Source organism: Streptomyces sp. MMG1533, assembly GCF_001279775.1.
In the GTDB taxonomy this organism is placed as follows: domain Bacteria; phylum Actinomycetota; class Actinomycetes; order Streptomycetales; family Streptomycetaceae; genus Streptomyces.
Map to the genome: position 1 here is coordinate 89,889 of NZ_LGDG01000001.1, position 17,239 is coordinate 107,127.

A 17,239-nucleotide genomic window follows, 5' to 3' on the forward strand; every position below is an offset into this window, starting at 1 on the left:
CCCTACGCGTCGAAGCTTGCGTGCAGTGTGCCATGTTCCGCCGTCGGTCACACCAGTCCCAGGGGGCGGATGAGGCTTGTCTGCCGCGGTTTCGTCGCGACCGGGATTACCTCAGGGGTAATCGACCGTGGCGCCGGCGGGCGGGATCGTGGTGGCAACGGGTCCCGGGCCGGCGCACTCCGGTCCGGGATCCGGTATCCCGCCCGTATTCGGTATGCAGGATCCGGTAGCCGCCTGGCATGCGGTATCCGGCATGCGAGATCCGGCATGCGGGATCCGGCCTGCGGGATCCGGTAGCCGTCAGGCATTCGGTATGCAGGATGCCGTGTTCCCAACTCAATCTCGACGGAAGGTGATTCGTCATGTCCGCGTCCCAGATCGCCGCGCTCGCCCGGACCCCCGACCCGCACACCATGCTCCGTCGCTTCCTCGCCCTGGACGCGGTGGTGACCGGGGTGAACGGACTCGCCTACCTCGCCGCGTCCGGCCCGCTGGGGCGCTTCCTCGGGGCCGGTTCCGGACTGCTGCTCGGGCTCGGCGTCTTCCTCGTGGTGTACGCGGCGGCCGTCGGCCTTCTCGCCGCCCGCGCCCGCCCGGCCGCGCTGCCGGTCCGGGCCGTGATCGAGGCCAACCTCGCCTGGGCCGCGCTGAGTTTCGTCGCCCTGGGCCTGTGGCTGTCGCCGACCACGGCCGGCGCCGTGTGGACCGTACTCCAGGCGCTCACCGTCGCCGGGTTCGCCCTGCTCCAGCACGCTGCCCTGAGGGTTCGTCAAGACATCAACGAGTGAAGGTACTTGACCGTCGCCGGGTCGGCCGGGAGCAGCGTCTCGATGGCCAGCTCGGCGACGGTCACGTCCATGGGGGTGTTGAAGGTGGAGATGGACGAGATGAACGACAGTGTCCGGCCCTCGTGTTCGATCTGCATCGGCAGTGCGAAGTAGGGGACGGGTTCAGCCGGTTGTGCGTCCTGCCCGTCGGCCGCCGCTTCGGGCGCCGGGTACGCGGCGACCTCCTCGTACAGCGCCCGCAGCGGCTCCGACCGGTGCAGGGCGATCTGCCGCTCCATCTGCGCCAGCAGATGCCCGCGCCACTCACGGAGATTGCGGATGCGCGGCGCCAGGCCCTGCGGGTGCAGGGTCAGCCGCATCGCGTTCAGCGGCGGCGCGAGCAGGGACTCCGGAATGCCGTCGAGCAGCATCAGGATGCCCCGGTTGGCCGCGACGACGTCGTACATCGCGTCGACGACGAGGGCCGGATACGGCTCGTAGCCCTGGATCAGCCGCTCCATGCCCTCGCGCAGGGCATCCAGCGCCGGGTCGTCCAGCGGCGTTTCGGGGTAGCGCGGGGCGTAACCGGCCGCCAGCAGCAGCGAGTTGCGCTCACGGACGGGGACGTCGAGGTGCTCGGCCAGCCGCAGCACCATGTCCTCGCTGGGCCGGGAACGGCCCGTCTCGATGAAGCTGATGTGCCGGGCCGAGGAGTCGGCACGCAAGGCCAGCTCCAGCTGACTGACCCGCCGCTGCTCCCGCCAGGCCCGCAACAGCGGGCCCACACCCCTGTCGCCGGGGGTGCCGGAGGATGTGGGGGACCCGGAGGCGAGAATGGTCATACCGACGACCGTAGTCGAGGAACGGCCGCCGTCGGCGAGCAGCCGCAGCGGGAGAGCGACGACGGTCGGCCAAGAACCGTAGTCGAGAAACCGGCGACTGTAGACAATAGACGGTCGCCCGTGTTCAGTTGAGGAGTGGGCGCATGAGCTGGCCGCCGATGCCGACCTTGGAGACCGCCGCGGTGTACCGCGCCAGAGTGCGGGGGTGCCTCCTGGGCGGGGCGATCGGCGACGCCCTCGGCTACCCGATCGAGTTCTCCTCCCTGGACCGGATCCGCGCGTCCCACGGCGAGCGCGGGGTGACCGGCTTCGTGCCCGGCGCGCACGGCGTGCTCGGCCGCATCAGCGACGACACGCAGATGACCCTGTTCACCGTCGAGGCCATCGTCCAGGCTCAGGCACGGGAACGGGAGAAGGGCATCGGCGGCGGCTGGGCCCTGCTGCTGCGCCAGGCGTACGAGCGGTGGCTGGAGACCCAGACGAAGCCCGGCCCGGAGCAGGCCGCACCGCCCCGGAGCGGTGCTCCCTCCGGCGGCCTGATCGCCGAGGCGTGGCTGTATTCCCGTCGCGCCCCCGGCAACGCCTGCCTGTCCGGGGTCGCCCAGATGTACGCCCCCGACCCGTGGCTCGAACTCGACGGCAAGCCGGGTCAGGTCAACTCCGACTCCAAGGGCTGCGGCGCGGTAATGCGCTCGGCCCCCTTCGGTCTCGTCAACCCCGCCGACGCGGCCTTCGCCATGGCGGCCCGCGGCGCCCAGATCACCCACGGCCACCCCACCGGCTACTACGCGGCGGGCGCGTTCGCCGCGATCGTGGCCCACCTCGTCGCCGGGGACTCCCTGGAGGGCTCGGTACTGCGCGCCCTGCGCGAGCTGGAGCGCCACCCGGGTCATGAGGAGACCTCGGCCGCGCTGCGCCAGGCCGTCGACCTGGCCGCGGAGGGGGCACCGACGGCGGAGAAGGCCGAGTCCCTCGGTGCGGGCTGGGTCGCCGAGGAGGCCCTCGCCATCGGCGTCTACTGCGCGCTCGTCGCGCCCGGCGTCAAGGACGCACTGCTGCTCTCCGTCAACCACTCCGGCGACAGCGACTCCACCGGCTCCATCTGCGGCAACCTCCTCGGTGCCCGGCACGGCGACGTCGGACTGCCGCACGAGTGGGTGGAGCAGGTCGAGGGCCGTACCCGGATCGCGGCGCTCGCCGACGACCTGGCGGCCGGGAGTTCCCCTGTGGGGGGTGTCCGCCACTGACCACTGGGAACCCTGCTGACCAGGGCCGTGACCAGGGCCGAAGCAGCCCGGCTGTGGCACGCTGAAGAAGTACCCGGCATCCAGGAAGGAGCGCGGCCATGCCTGTGGAACCGCTGTCGCAGAAGGAGATCGAGGACCGGCTCGCGGAACTGCCGGGCTGGTCGCTCGACGGGGACCGTCTCGCCCGTTCCTACCGGCTCGGCACGCACTTCGCCGCCACGGCGATGGTCGTCCACATCGCACAGGTCCAGGAGGAGCTCGACCACCACTCGGACCTCACCCTCGGCTACAACACCGTCTCCCTGACGGTGAACACGCACAGTGTGGGCGGGGCCGTGACCGAGCTGGACTTCGAGCTCGCGAGGAAAGTGGAGGCGCTCGCCCCCGGCCACGGAGCCCAGTGACGCAGGTGCTGGACTACGACAAGGAGGCCGACGCCTACGACGCCAGCCGCGGCGGCGAGCCCAGAGCCGCCGCGGCTGCCGACGCGGTCCTCGGCCTGGTCCCCGTCGGTGCCCGCCGCCTTCTCGACGTCGCCTGCGGCACGGGGATCGTGACCCGCCGCCTGGCGGCGGCCCGGCCCGGCCTGCGGGTGACGGGCGTGGACCTGACATACGGGATGGCCCGGTTGGCGGCCGCGCGGGTGCCCGGGGCGATCGTTCTCGCGGACAGCCGTCGGCTGCCGTTCCCCGACGGGGCGTTCGACGCCGTCACCAGTGTGTGGCTGTTACACCTGCTCGACGGGCCCGGCGACGTCCGGGCGGTCGTCGCCGAGTGCGCTCGCGTGCTGCGGCCCGGCGGGGTGTACGTCACCACCGTGGACAAGGCCGCCGCACACGACGTGGGCAGTGACATCGACGCGGTTCTCGCGCCGCGCCCGCGCCGGCCGGCCCAGGACGCCGCCGGGACCGTCACGTCGTATGCAGTCGACTGCGGACTGGATCCGGCCGGTCGGGCCCACTTCCAGGGGTTTGGTCAGGGCCGCAGCCCGCGCAGCACGGTCGCGGATCTGCGGCGCGGCTGGTTCACGCGGCTGCCGCCCGGCGGTCCGCTCGCCGAACGGTTCGCCGCACGGCTACAGGCCCTGCCCGAACAGGACCGGCCGCGCGCCGACCCCGTGTTCACGGTGCTGGCGTTCCGGAAGGCCGGCTGAAGTCCATGTGCCAGTTGGTCACCCAGGTGGCTCCGCCGTCCACCGAGAAGGCCTGCTCCCAGTGTGCCCCTGTCGCGGACACGTCCGCCCACACGAACCGGACCCGCACGTCCTTCCCGTCGCACGTGTCATCGCCGTGGAACTCGCCGCGCCCGTTCTCGAAGCGGCCGATGACCGGCGGGAAGAGCCTTCCGGTGCTGCTGGAGGACCAGTTCAGCGACCACTGGCGCGCGTCGGGGTCGAACAGCCGCAGTGTCAGGCCCTTCGCCCCCAGATACGGCATGTCGATCTCGTCGATGTTGGCGGCCCCGTCGAACAGCGCCCAGCAGCGGTGCGTCGCCGGGAACTCCACCCAGTCGCTGTCGGGGTCCAGGAAGTCGGTGCGGCGGCGGTTGAGTACGTCCCACTCACCGTGGAAGAAGTCGAAGTCGTGCGGGCTGCTCATGAGCGGTCTCCGGTTGTTCCGTCGGGCAGGCAGTCGGACAAGTAGGCGTCCAGGTCAGGGACTTCGGGGGCGAGCAGGTGGCGCACCCAGGCATCGCGTTCGTGCAGGATCGGCGGCAGCTCCCAGACACAGCCGATCCACGGCAGGTCCGGCGTGACGAAGTGCGTGGGATCGTCGTCCGGGCAGCCGAGGACGGGCTGACCGGCCGCGGCGCCCCGGAAGTGCAGGACGTTGTCCCACACCCAGCTGTACGCGTTCAGATAGGCGCCGTCGTCACCACCGCGGTGCAGCACCACGAACGTCGCCGGCGGCGTCCCGTCCTGCTCCGGCAGCAGCTCCGGCAGGATCTCGTACGCCGCCTTCTCCACGTCGGGTGCGATGCCCGCGGGGTCCGCGGTGACGTGGTAGCGCTTGATGCGCCGCCCCGCCACCTCGATCGGCGGCCGCACGGTCAGCAGTTTCTCCGTGAAAGCCATGACGCGACGCTAGGGCGACTTCACTGACATCCTGTGTCAGTGAAGTCGAGCCGACTGGTGTCCATCCTTCTCCTGCTCCAGGCCCGCGGCCGGATGACCGCCGCCGAGCTCGCCGAGGAACTGGAGGTCTCCGTCCGCACGGTCTACCGGGACGTCGAAGCGCTGAGTGCCGCCGGTGTCCCGCTGTACGGCGACGCTGGCCACGCCGGCGGCTACCGCCTCCTCGACGGCTACCGCACCCGCCTGACCGGCCTCACCGTGGGGGAGGCGCAGGCCCTGTTCCTCTCCGGAGCCCCCGGGCCCGCCGCCGACCTCGGGCTCGGTTCTGTCCTGGCCGCCGCCCAGCTCAAGGTCCGCGCCGCGCTGCCGCCGGAGCTGCGCGCCCAAGCCGACCGGATCAGCGGCCGCTTCCACCTCGACGCCCCGGGCTGGTACGCGGACGCGGACGAGACGCCGTACCTGTCTGCAGTAGCCGATGCGGTATGGAACAACCATATCCTGCATATCGTATACCGTCGTTGGCGTACACCGACCGATGTGGAGCGTCGTCTGGAACCGTACGGACTGGTCCTGAAGGCAGGCCGCTGGTACGTCGTCGCCGGCCCCGGCCCGCGCACCTTCCGCGTCGACCAGATCCTCCAACTCGCCACCGAAGAAGAAGAGTTCACGCGCCCAGACGACTTCGACCTGACCGCTTACTGGACGGCCTACCAACGGGACTTCCACGCCCGGCTCAAGCAGGGCCAGGCGGTGGTACGCCTGGCGCCGGGCGTGAGACTCGCCAGGCAGGCAGAGGCAGAGGCAGAGGCAGAGGCAGAGGCCGACGGACGTACGGACGGAGACGGCTGGACCGTGGCCACGGTCCCCATCGAGTCCCTCGACCACGCCCACGCCGAGTTCCTGCGCCTGGGCACCGGCATCGAGGTGCTCGAACCGCCGGAGCTGCGCGCGAAGATCGCCCGAACGATCGCCGAATTGGCCGAGAAGTACGGCAACTTGGGGATGCGTGGCGGCGACTGACGAGGAACGGAACCCGCCCGTGCTCCCAGGAGGTCTGACCCGTGCAGAACCCGCACCCGCACCCTCGGTCGCACCCGCGCAAGCACCGCAGACGCCGAGTGCTCCTCTCGGCGGCCACCGCCGTCGCCGCCCTCGTCGGCGCCGGACTCACCACGACACTCGGCAGCGACATCGCCGAGGCCGCCACCGCCCGCCAGGTCGAGAAGCTCGACCGCGGTGTCGTCAGCGTGCACACCGACAGCGGCAACCTGATCAGCTGGCGCTGGCTCGGCACCGACCCGGGCGACGTCTCCTTCAACGTCTACCGGGCCGGCACGAAGGTCAACTCGACCCCGATCACCGGTTCCACGAACTACTTCCACTCCGGCGCGCCCGCCCAGGCCGACTACACGGTCCGCGCGATCGTCGGCGGCGTGGAGCAGGCCGACTCCGTCCATGCAGTCCAACTCCGCACCGGTTACATGGACGTGCCCATCACGCCGCCCGCCGGCGGTACCACACCCGACGGCGTCGCCTACACCTACGAGGCCAACGACGCCTCGGTCGCCGACCTGGACGGCGACGGTGCGCTCGACTTCGTCCTCAAGTGGCAGCCCACCAACGCCAAGGACAACTCCCAGTCCGGCTACACCGGCAACACGATCGTCGACGGCGTCAAGCTCGACGGCACCCGGCTGTGGCGCATCGACCTGGGCCGCAACATCCGTTCAGGCGCCCATTACACGCAGTTCCAGGCATACGACTACGACGGCGACGGCAAGGCCGAGCTCGCCATGAAGACGGCCGACGGCACGGTCGACGGAACCGGCACGGTCATCGGCAGCTCGTCGGCCGACTACCGCAACTCCAGCGGCTACGTGCTGTCCGGCCCCGAGTACCTGACCATGTTCAACGGCCAGACCGGCAAGGCGATGCAGAGCGTCGACTACGTCCCGGCCCGCGGCACGGTCTCGTCGTGGGGCGACTCGTACGGCAACCGGGTCGACCGCTTCCTCGCGGGAACGGCGTATCTGGACGGCGCACGCCCCTCCCTGATCATGGCGCGCGGCTACTACACCCGAACGGTCATCGCCGCCTGGGACTGGCGAGGTGGCGCCTTCACCCGCCGCTGGACCTTCGACACCAACTCCTCCACCAACAGCGGCAAGGGCTACGACGGTCAGGGCTCCCACAGCCTCTCCGTCGGGGATGTCGACAACGACGGCAAGGACGAGATCGTCTACGGCGCGATGGCCGTCGACGACAACGGCAACGGCCTGTGGACCACGAAGACCGGTCACGGCGACGCCCAGCACCTGGGCGACCTCGACCCCTCGCACGCGGGCTTGGAGTACTTCAAGGTGTCGGAGTCGACGAGTCAGCCCGCCGAGCTGTACATCAACCCGGCCAACGGCACGGTCAATTGGCGCCTGGCCGCCTGCTGCGACAACGGACGCGGTGTGGCGGGCGACATCTGGGCCGGCAACGACGGTGCCGAAGTGTGGTCCGCCTCCGACACGTCCGTCCGCGACGAGGCCGGCGCCACCAAGGGCCGCGAACCGTCCTCCGTCAACTTCCTGTCCTGGTGGGACGGCGACACCGTCCGCGAACTCCTCGACGGTACGCACATCGACAAGTACGGCACATCCTCCGACACCCGCCTGCTGACCGGCTCCGGCGTCCACTCCAACAACAGCACCAAGGCGACGCCGTCCCTCTCCGGCGACATCATCGGCGACTGGCGCGAGGAGGTCGTCTGGCCGACGTCGAACAACACGGCGCTGCGGATCTACTCGACCCCGACGGAGACCAGCACCAAGATCACGACCCTGCTGCACGACACGATGTACCGCACCGGCCTCGCATGGCAGAACACTGCATACAACCAACCGCCGCACCCGAGCTTCTTCATCGGCAACGGGATGGCGACGGCACCCAGGCCGACGGTCTACACCCCGTGAACGACGGTGGGTGCGTGCTCCTCGGGGAGCACGCACCCACCGCACCTCGGTCTCCTGCCCGTCAATTCACCGTGCAGGTCTGATCGCCCAGCTTGAACGCCGCCGGTTTCGTGTTCGACCCCGACCAGCTCCCCGTGAACCCGAAGCCCACCGACGAACCGGCCGCCACGTTGGCGTTCCAGCCGACGTTCTTGGCCGTCACGGCCGTACCCGACTGCGACGTCTCGGCGTTCCAGGCCTGGGTCACCTTCTGGCCGTCCGGGAAGGTCCAGCCAAGTGACCATCCGCTCCAGGCAGTTGATCCGTTGTTGGTCAGCTGTACGTCCGCCTGGAAGCCGCCCGACCACTGGTTGGTGACCTTGTACGTCACCGTGCAGGCGCCGGTCGGAGTCGGATCGGGATCAGGCCCCGGATCCGTTCCGCCGCCCGTGTCGGAGCTTTCGCCGTAGATGACGCCGCGGCCGTTCGTCGCCACGTACACACGGCCGTACACCCGCGGGTCACCAGTGATCGCCCCGCCCGTCCAACCCCACTCGTGGGCATCGTCGTTGATACGGGTCCAGGTCGCGCCCTTGTCGGTGGAACGGAAGATACCGCGTACTCCGCCGATCTTCGCGCTGGTGTAGAGCGTCTGGTACGACGCCCCCGTCGCCGCCTTGCCGAAGCCGATCGTGTCGGCCTGCTCGACGCCCGAGAGCTTGGTGAAGGTCGTGCCGCCGTCCGTGGAGTGCCACAGACCGTACGCGCCGTCGCTCGCACCGCCCGCCAGCCACACGTCGCCCTTGGTGCCGGGCAGTGCTTTGAAGCGGACGCTGTCACCGGCGGGCAGGCCGGTCGCCGAGGACGCGGTGAAGGTCGCGCCGCCGTCCGAACTGACGTAGAACTTCCCGGACTTGAAGCCGTAGAAGGTCTTGGGGTCCACCCGGTCCGACTCGACGATCGCGCCGGCCGGGATGCCGCTGGAGGCCGCCCAGGACGAGCCGAACCCCGTCGTGTACTGGACACCCGTGCCCGCGGGGCTCCACACGAACCCGCTGCCGTCGGCCGCCGCCGCGACCGTGCCGCCGCCGCTGACGCCCGAAGGGTCGGTCCCCGCGAACCAGTTGGCGCCGTTGTCCGTCGAGAACGCGATGTGCGGCCCCGAGTCGAGGTTGCCGACCCGGACCACCGTGTTCGGGTTGGTCTCGGCGAAGTCCAGACTCGTCGTCGAGGTGAAGTTCGGCGAGGTGAACATCATCGACGGGACCTTCGTCAGGTCCGTGTGCCGGAAGCCGCCGATGTCCCCGAGGGCGCTGAGCAGTGGAGCGCCCGAGGGCGGCGACGCGAGGTCGTTGACCGCCGTCTCCTCCAGGCCCTGCACCATCGGCTTGATGGTGAACTGGCTCCCGCCGTCCCAGTTGGTCAGGTTCTCCGTGCCGTAGACCGTCGCGCCCGTCCCGTACATCATGCGGTTGGAGTCGAACGGGTCGATCTCCAGCGACTCGGTCATCCAGCCGAGCTTCGGGGCCTGCTCGGGCGGCGAGGGGTTCGCGCCCCAGGTCAGCCACGGGGAGGACGAAACGTCCATGGTGTAGCGGTTCGAGCGATTGGGGTACGACGTGTAGTCCCACGCCTTCGTCCAGGTCCCGCCGCTGTCCGTGGAGCGGAAGATCTGCGTGTCAGGCCACCAGGAACTGTATGCGGTGGCCATGACGGTGCCGGGCTTCTGCCGGTCCACCGTCAGCCCGCTGAAGCCGTAGTAGGTGTCGGCCTCGGCGACCGGGCTGATGTTCGTCCAGGTGCCGGTCGCGGTCGCGTACCGCCACAGCTGGCCCTTGCCGCCGTCGTACGGGCCGCCCTTGTCGCTGTATGCCAAATACAGAAAACCGTTCGCCGCATCCAGTACACCCTTGTGCGCGAGGTATCCCGTCGGCTGTCCGGCGAGCCGCGTCCAGGTCGCGCCCGCGTCCGTGGAGCGGTACACCGCGTTGTCCTTGTCGGCGACCCCGACGTAGATCGTCTTCGTCGCGTTCCCGGACGTACCCGTCGACTCGTCGAAGGTGACCCAGACGATGCCCTGGTTGTCGCTGGCGTAGCCGCTGGTGTCGCTCGGATCCTGGGCGTAGTTGCCGACGTTGGGGAAGTTCGCCACCTGCGACCATGTGACGCCGGAGTCCGTCGACCGCCACAGGCCCTTGCCGCTCGGCGCGCCCAGATACAGGACGCTGTTCTTGTTCGGGTCGATCGCCAGGCGCTCGCCCATGCCCCGGCCGGGCATGTTGCCGCCCAGCTTGAAGGGCAGGTCGGTCTTCTGCCAGCTGGCGCCCCGGTCGGAGGACCTGAGCACGGCCCCGTTGCCCGGATCCCAGCTGTTCGTGTACGTGCCGACGGCCGCGTACACCTTGTTCGGGTCCACGGAATCCGACGCCAGACCGGCCACGCCCGTGTGTCCCCAGTCGTCCCAGCCGACCGAGTCCAGCAGAGGCGTCCAGGTCTTCGTCGACTCCTGCCAGCGGTAGGCGCCGCCGATGTCGGTGCGGGCGTAGGCGAGGTTCTTCTCGGTGCGGTTGAAGACGATGCCGGGGACGAATCCGCCGCCATCGATGCGCGCGTTCTTCCAGGTGTACGTGTCGGCGGCGATCGCCGGCTTCGCGGTGTCGGCGGCGAGTGCGGGCGGGGTGCCCGCGAGCAGTCCGGCCGCCAGTGCCAGCACTGCCGTGAGGATGCGGGTTCTTCGCACGGTGGGGGACCTTCCTTTCGGGAGGGCCTTTCGGGGGGCCTTTCAGGAGGGGAGCGTGCGAGGACCGGGCGGCCCCCAGTGCGGGTGGGGGCCGCCCGGCCTGGGCCCTGTCGTCAGGTGACAGGGCCTGCACGCGGAGCGTCAGCGGGGACTTATTCGAGGAGCTCCGCGTACGAGGCCATGGCCAGGGCTATGTCCGCCTGGGCCCAGAACCGGTGGTACGTGAAGGAGGGCGCGGCTCCGCCCGCCAAGTAGGCCTCGATCTTCGACCAGGCCGGATCGTCCTCGTAGAACGAGCGGATGGAGTCGAAGGTCGACGACCCGTTGATGGCGTCGCCGTTCGGCATGGTGCCGGTCCAGCCGCTCGGGACGTACACGCCGTCGTCGAAGCGGTTGTAGTCGGCGCGGGTCTCCGGGACGGCTATGCCGAGGCTGTCCTGGTAGTTGTCCCACATACCGTCGAGAAGAGCCTTGGCCGTGGTCGCGGCCTGGGTGTCACCGGAGCGGTCCGCGTAGTACGTCAGGGTCTTGGCGTACGCGGCGGCCACGCCGACGTCGTTGGTGTAGTCGGCGACGGTGACGTGAAGTCCGCTGTTGGCACCGGGACTTGACGCGTTCCAGGTGTCGGGCTGGCCGGACCACTGGAGCGTCGACGGGATCAGATAGGTGCCGTCCGGGTTGACCGTGGTCTTGGACAGTGCCCAGTCGACCCACTTGTCGAGGACCGTCTTGGCGTCCGCGTCACCTGTCTGCTGGTAGTACTCGGCCACCCGCTCCATCGACCACGCCTGGAAGCCGAACCACTGGTTGGACGGCGGGTCGTGGTAGACGGGCTGCTGGTCGTAGTACATGCCGTAGAACGTCGACTTCCCGGCGGGCGGCGTCGCGTAGCGGCCCGACCAGCTGTTGGTCGCACCGCCCGCGATGGCACCCTCGTCCGACTGCAGCCAGCGGTAGAACTCCAGCTGCCGGTCGAGCGACTTGGCCCAGTCGGCCTGCCCCGTCGCCGACTTGGGCTTCAGGTCGGCGTAACTGCTCAGTGCGTACGCGGCCAGCGGGTTCTGGTAGCCGCCGTGCGTGTGGCTGGATCCGATGCGCCAGGCCCAGCCTGCCGAGGTGTCGGTGGCGCCGCCCCAGGCGTAGTACCAGGACATCAGGTAGTGCGAGGCGTCCTTGCCGGTGCCGGCCGGGCAGGTGGTGGGCCCGGCACAGTTGCCGACCTTCTTGAAGTACTTGTCGTACATCGAGTAGCGCAGGTAGTCGCCCATCTTCGCGGCCTTGCCGACGGTCGCGGAGACGTCACCGCCCTTGCCCTGCTCCTTCGCCCAGATGTCCGCCCAGTACGCGGCCTGCACGGCGCGCGCGTCGGCGTCCGGGGCGTTGGTGAACTTCCACTGCTTGGCGTACGACGCGTCACCCGTGAACAGGTCCAGGTAGCCGTTGGTGCCGCCGTACTTGAAGGCGTCGCAAGTGGGCTGCGGGACGGTTTCCCACACCGACTCCTGCGCGCCGCGCTGGAAGGTGTTGATGTACGACGGTCCGGTGTCCGTCGGGCCTGCCTCGCACTTGCCCGGCGAGTTGCCGTAGCCGTAGACGTTGTCGACGTCCTGCAGCCAGTGCATACCGTAGACATCGTCCGTACCGTATGCAGTCTTCAGTTCACCGGCGATCGGATCCGGACCGACCGAGACCGACGCGTCGAGCTTCGCCGGGTACTCGTTGGGGGTGTCCAGCTCGGGCGCGTACGTCGCCGGCTTCGAGGCGTTGTAGAAGGAGTTCGTCGGCTGGTCGGCGTGGGTCGGGATCATGAACTTCTCCATGATGTCCCAGGCGCCGTTGAACTTCGTCCAGTCGCCGGTGACCTTGCCGTACATGGCCTGCAGCCAGAGAAGGTAGCTGTACGCCTCCGACGTGGTCTCGTGGCCGTGGTCCGGGGCCTCGACGATCAGCGTCTCGACCGAGTGGTAGGGGATGCCCTCGGGGGAGAAGTAGCCGCTGGCCGGGTTGGTGATCTTGCCGTAGAGCTCCAGGAACCGGGCGTCGTAAGCCTTCGACGCCGCGATCTGGGTGACCGTCACAGCGGACTTCGCGTGACCGGTGGCGCTCGACTCGAAGGTGGCCGCGCCGGTGCCGGAGGCGTCGGCCGTGATGGTCACCTTCTGTGCGGTGTTCCAGTTCGACGGGGTGAAGGTGAGAGACGCCCCGCCGGTCACCGACAGGCCCGTGTTGCCGCCTGTGCGGGCGGTGGTGACGGTCACGTTGGCGGACGGCTGGGTCGACAGCTTCACGTCGAACGTGCCCGTCTTGCCCTGCTGGACGGCCAGTTGGTTGGTCGAGGCCACCACGGCGGGACCCGAGGCGACCGTGATGCCGACCGGCGTGGACTCCGCGGACGCACCCAGGCTGTCGTACCCCTTCGCGAGGAGCGAATGACTGCCCACGGTCAAACTTGAGGCCGAGAGCGAGTACGGCGCCGTCGTGTCCGTGCCCAGCAGCGTGGTGTCGTCGTAGAACTCCACCTTGCTGATCGTCGCGCCGTCCGCGGCCGCGGCGGTCGCCGCGAGCGGGACCGCGTCACCCTGCGTGTAGACCGCGCCCGCGGCCGGGCTGGTCAGCACGGTGATCGGCGGCTGGTGCGCACCCGTGCAACTGGTGCCGTTCACCGCGAAGTCGGTCGGATTCGCGTTCGTGCCGCTGTAGGTGAACTGCGCGCCGGTGGAGACAGCGGCACCGACGGCGATCGTGCCGTTGTACGACGCGTTCTTCACCGTGACCGCCTGGCCGGACTGGGCCCAGGTGCCGTTCCAGCCGGTGCCGCTGAGCTTCTGGTTGCCCGCGTAGGCGTACGTCACGGTCCAGCCGGCTATGGGGTCCGTGCCACGGTTGGTGATCGTCAGGTCCGCGGTGAAACCGGAGCCCCAGTCGTTCGTCTTGTAGTCGACGCTGCACTGAAGTGGCGCCGCCTGTGCGGGAGTTGAGCCCGCGCTCAACATCGTGAAAGGAAGTGCCAGGGCCGCCACGACGGCGGTCCACAAACGCCGAGCGGTCCGGCATCTTGCTCTGGGGGGCATGTGCTGGTTCCTCCTTGCGGCTCGGAGATGTCAAGGCTTGAACCAGTGGGAGCGCTCCCATAGTGGGGACGGGGGTGGAAGGGGTCAAGGTGCTTGAAGAGTCGAAAAGATTCGACACGAGACGTTGAGGGAAAGTCAGCGGCTCCTCTGTTCTTTACCGTCACTTGGCGCTAGCTTCGTTGACACCAGTGGGAGCGATTCCATCAGTCGACGCGTCCGTAACGACGCGCCCGAACTGCAAGGAGTCGCTCATGCGACACCCCCCGCGTTCAGTACTTTTAGCCGTCGCCGGTTCGGTTGCTCTTGTCGGGTCCATGACTGCCACGGCAGTTACGGCGTCCGGCGCCGCGCCCGCCTGCACGGTGGAGTACTCCGTCACCAGCCAGTGGGACACCGGCTTCCAGGGCGCCGTGAACATCACCAACAACACGGCGGCCGTGAGCAGTTGGAAGCTGACCTTCGACCTTGCGAACGGCCAGAAGGTCAACCAGGGCTGGAGCGCCAAGTGGTCCCAGTCCGGTACAACCGTCACCGCCGCCAACGAGAGCTACAACGGCTCGCTCGGCACCGGCGCGAGCGTCAGCGCCGGGTTCCTCGCCTCCTCGTCGGGGAGCACCGCCGTACCGACGTCGTTCCGGTTGAACGGCACCACCTGCAACGTCGACGCCGAGCCGTCGCCCACCCCGGATCCGACCGATCCGCCGGACCCCGGTGACGGCACGGCACCCGCCCTGCGCGTTTCCGGCAACAAGCTCGTGGACGCCGAGGGCACCACCCGACGCATGCTCGGAGTGAACCGGTCCGGCGGCGAGTTCATGTGTGTCCAGGGCCGCGGCATCTTCGACGGCCCGGTCGACGACGCGTCGGTCAAGGCGATCGCCGACTGGAACGCCAACACCGTCCGCATCCCGCTCAACGAGGAGTGCTGGCTGGGCCTTTCCAACATCATGCCGGAGTACGCCGGCGCCAACTACATCAACGCCGTCAAGGACCTGGTGGCGAAGGTGAAGGCGAACGGCATGACGCCCATGCTCGAACTGCACTGGAGCTACGGCCAGTACACCGGAAACTCCGCCGGCTGCTCCGACGTGCACGCCAGCTGCCAGAAGCCGATGCCCGACATGCAGTACACCCCGTCCTTCTGGACTTCGGTGGCAAACACCTTCAAGGACGACCCGACCGTCGCCTTCGACCTGTTCAACGAGCCCTATCCGGACCGCGCCACCTCCACGACCACCCAGGCGTGGCAGTGCTGGCGGGACGGCGGCACCTGCCCCGGCATCGGGTATGAGGTCGCCGGTATGCAGGATCTCGTCGACGCCATACGGAACACCGGCGCCAAGAACCTGATCCTGGCCGGCGGGCTCGCGTACTCGAACGACCTCAGCCAGTGGCTCACCTACAAGCCCACCGACCCGGCCGGCAACCTCGCCGCCGCCTGGCACGTGTACAACTTCAACACCTGCTCCAACGAGAGCTGCTGGAACTCCACGCTGGCCCCGGTCGCCGCCCAAGTGCCGCTCCTGGCCGGGGAGATCGGCGAGAACACCTGCTCGCACGGCTTCGTCGACCAGGTCATGAAGTGGTTCGACGACCGCGGTCTGTCGTACCTGGGCTGGACCTGGAACACCTGGGACTGCAACACCGGTCCCGCTCTGATCTCCGGTTACGACGGTACGCCCACGGCGTACGGCATCGGGCTGCGCGACCATCTGCGCGCCCTGAACGGCTGACAGCTCCCGCAACCGAGTCACCCGCAACCGAGAAGGAACCCGCACTCATGAGTCGTACCAGAACCGCGATGCTCGCTGCACTGGCGCTGGTCGCCGGTGCCTCCGGGACGGCCTTCGCCGTCGTCCCCGGAGACGTCGGCGCCGCCGCCATCCCGTGCACCGTCGACTACAAGGTGCAGAACCAGTGGGACACCGGCTTCACCGCCGCCGTCACCATCACCAACAACGGCGCTGCCAAGTCGAGTTGGGCGCTGAAGTGGTCGTACGCCGGCAACCAGAAGGTCACCAGCGGCTGGAACGCCAAGATCAGCCAGAGCGGCACCGCCGTCACCGCCGCAAACGAGTCCTACAACGGCACGCTCGCCACCGGTGGTTCGGCCAGCTTCGGCTTCCAGGGCACCTACAGCGGCAGCAACGCCATCCCGGCCACCTTCACCCTCGACGGCGTGACCTGCAACGTCGACGACGGCGGCGGCGGCCCCACCGATCCGCCGGACCCGACCGGCCCGAAGGTCGACAACCCGTACTCCGGCGCCAAGGTGTACGTGAACCCGGAGTGGTCCGCGAAGGCCGCCGCCGAGCCGGGCGGCAGCCGCATCTCCAGCCAGCCGACCGGTGTGTGGCTGGACCGGATCGCCGCCATCAACGGCGCCAACGGCGGCATGGGCCTGCGCGACCACCTGGACGAGGCGCTGACGCAGAAGGGTGCCGACGAGCTCGTCGTCCAGCTGGTCATCTACAACCTGCCCGGACGCGACTGCGCCGCCCTCGCCTCCAACGGCGAACTCGGCCCGACGGAGATCGACCGGTACAAGACGGAGTACATCGACCCGATCGCCGCGATCCTCGCCGATGCCAAGTACGCCGCGCTGCGGATCGTCACCACCATCGAGATCGACTCCCTGCCCAACCTCGTCACCAACACCGGAAGCCGGCCCACGGCCACCCCGCAGTGCGACGTGATGAAGGCCAACGGCAACTACCAGAAGGGCGTCGGCTACGCCCTGAACAAGCTCGGTGACGTGGCCAACGTCTACAACTACATCGACGCCGGCCACCACGGCTGGATCGGCTGGGACGACAACTTCGCCGCCAGCGCCACCGTGATGAAGGAGGCGGCGACCAGCGAGGGCGCCACCGTCAACGACGTCCACGGCTTCATCACCAACACCGCCAACTACAGCGCCCTGAAGGAGAACAACTTCACCATCAACGACTCCGTGGCCGGCAAGTCGGTCCGCGAGTCCAAGTGGGTCGACTGGAATCGGTACGTCGACGAGCTGTCGTTCGCCCAGGCGTTCCGCAACCAGCTGGTCACGACCGGCTTCAACTCCGGTATCGGCATGCTGATCGACACCTCCCGCAACGGCTGGGGCGGCGCCGCACGGCCCGCCGGACCGGGCGCCACGACCACCGTGGACACCTACGTCGACGGCGGCCGCTACGACCGTCGCATCCACATCGGCAACTGGTGCAACCAGTCCGGTGCCGGCCTCGGCGAGCGTCCGCAGGCCAACCCGGCCACCGGGATCGACGCGTACGTGTGGATGAAGCCCCCGGGCGAGTCCGACGGCTCGAGCCAGGCCATCGACAACGACGAGGGCAAGGGCTTCGACCGGATGTGCGACCCGACCTACACGGGCAACCCGCGCAACGGCAACAACCTCTCCGGCGCCCTGCCGAACTCCCCGCTGTCGGGACACTGGTTCTCGGCGCAGTTCCAGGAGCTCATGAAGAACGCCTACCCGGCGCTCTGACTCCTTGAGTGATCCGCCGGGGCCGGCCTTCGCGGGCCGGACCCCGGCGGATCGCACGGATTTTTTGCG

General features: G+C 69.1%; 13 protein-coding genes. 8 read left to right on the plus strand and 5 right to left on the minus strand.

The window, feature by feature from the left end:
* Positions 1 to 362: 362 nt before the first annotated feature.
* On the plus strand, positions 363 to 788 hold the full coding sequence (locus ADK57_RS00440) for a hypothetical protein (protein WP_053747260.1): 426 nt from the start codon (positions 363 to 365) through the stop codon (positions 786 to 788).
* On the opposite strand, the gene ADK57_RS00445 is transcribed toward ADK57_RS00440, so the two are convergent.
* On the minus strand, positions 770 to 1,609 hold the full coding sequence (locus ADK57_RS00445) for a helix-turn-helix domain-containing protein (protein ID WP_053747261.1): 840 nt from the start codon (positions 1,607 to 1,609) through the stop codon (positions 770 to 772). The two genes, ADK57_RS00440 and ADK57_RS00445, sit on opposite strands and share 19 nt — an antisense overlap.
* A gap of 143 nt (positions 1,610 to 1,752) precedes the next feature.
* On the opposite strand from ADK57_RS00445, the gene ADK57_RS00450 reads away from it, so the two are divergent.
* The 3 genes from ADK57_RS00450 to ADK57_RS00460 all read left to right on the plus strand — a co-directional run bounded on the left by ADK57_RS00450 (position 1,753) and on the right by ADK57_RS00460 (position 4,009).
* Entirely contained in the window at positions 1,753 to 2,856 is a 1,104-nt protein-coding gene (locus ADK57_RS00450; RefSeq protein ID WP_053747262.1) for an ADP-ribosylglycohydrolase family protein, read from the plus strand.
* Positions 2,857 to 2,954: 98 nt separating this feature from the next.
* Positions 2,955 to 3,260, plus strand: a complete 306-nt coding sequence (locus tag ADK57_RS00455) for a 4a-hydroxytetrahydrobiopterin dehydratase (RefSeq protein WP_053747263.1) — start codon at positions 2,955 to 2,957, stop codon at positions 3,258 to 3,260.
* 5 nt (positions 3,261 to 3,265) lie between these two features.
* Positions 3,266 to 4,009 (plus strand): class I SAM-dependent methyltransferase, encoded by a 744-nt coding sequence (locus ADK57_RS00460; RefSeq protein ID WP_053747439.1) that lies wholly within the window; start codon positions 3,266 to 3,268, stop codon positions 4,007 to 4,009.
* Here ADK57_RS00460 and ADK57_RS00465 read toward each other — a convergent pair.
* The gene (locus ADK57_RS00465; protein WP_053747264.1) at positions 3,978 to 4,454 is read right to left on the minus strand and encodes a hypothetical protein; all 477 of its coding nucleotides are present in this window, start codon (positions 4,452 to 4,454) and stop codon (positions 3,978 to 3,980) included. The genes ADK57_RS00460 and ADK57_RS00465 overlap by 32 nt on opposite strands.
* Complete coding sequence (locus ADK57_RS00470) at positions 4,451 to 4,930, minus strand: hypothetical protein (protein ID WP_053747265.1); 480 nt, start codon at positions 4,928 to 4,930, stop codon at positions 4,451 to 4,453. Before ADK57_RS00470 ends, ADK57_RS00465 begins: the two co-directional genes overlap by 4 nt.
* A 39-nt stretch (positions 4,931 to 4,969) precedes the next feature.
* Between ADK57_RS00470 and ADK57_RS00475 the strand changes: the two genes are divergently transcribed.
* The gene (locus ADK57_RS00475; RefSeq protein ID WP_053747266.1) at positions 4,970 to 5,950 is read left to right on the plus strand and encodes a helix-turn-helix transcriptional regulator; all 981 of its coding nucleotides are present in this window, start codon (positions 4,970 to 4,972) and stop codon (positions 5,948 to 5,950) included.
* A gap of 41 nt (positions 5,951 to 5,991) precedes the next feature.
* Positions 5,992 to 7,890 (plus strand): rhamnogalacturonan lyase, encoded by a 1,899-nt coding sequence (locus ADK57_RS00480; protein ID WP_053747267.1) that lies wholly within the window; start codon positions 5,992 to 5,994, stop codon positions 7,888 to 7,890.
* A 61-nt stretch (positions 7,891 to 7,951) separates the two neighbouring features.
* Here ADK57_RS00480 and ADK57_RS00485 read toward each other — a convergent pair whose 3' ends face one another.
* Together ADK57_RS00485 and ADK57_RS00490 are read right to left on the minus strand one after the other, a co-directional pair.
* Positions 7,952 to 10,609, minus strand: coding sequence for a cellulose binding domain-containing protein (locus tag ADK57_RS00485; protein ID WP_053747268.1), 2,658 nt, complete (start codon positions 10,607 to 10,609; stop codon positions 7,952 to 7,954).
* Between the two features lie 152 nt (positions 10,610 to 10,761).
* The gene (locus tag ADK57_RS00490) at positions 10,762 to 13,680 is read right to left on the minus strand and encodes a glycoside hydrolase family 48 protein (RefSeq protein ID WP_053747269.1); all 2,919 of its coding nucleotides are present in this window, start codon (positions 13,678 to 13,680) and stop codon (positions 10,762 to 10,764) included.
* Positions 13,681 to 13,931: 251 nt separating this feature from the next.
* Here ADK57_RS00490 and ADK57_RS00495 point away from each other — a divergent pair, with 251 nt between their 5' ends.
* Entirely contained in the window at positions 13,932 to 15,413 is a 1,482-nt protein-coding gene (locus ADK57_RS00495) for a cellulase family glycosylhydrolase (protein WP_199830439.1), read from the plus strand.
* 47 nt (positions 15,414 to 15,460) lie between these two features.
* Positions 15,461 to 17,170, plus strand: coding sequence for a glycoside hydrolase family 6 protein (locus ADK57_RS00500; RefSeq protein ID WP_053747271.1), 1,710 nt, complete (start codon positions 15,461 to 15,463; stop codon positions 17,168 to 17,170).
* The last annotated feature ends 69 nt before the right edge of the window (positions 17,171 to 17,239 follow it).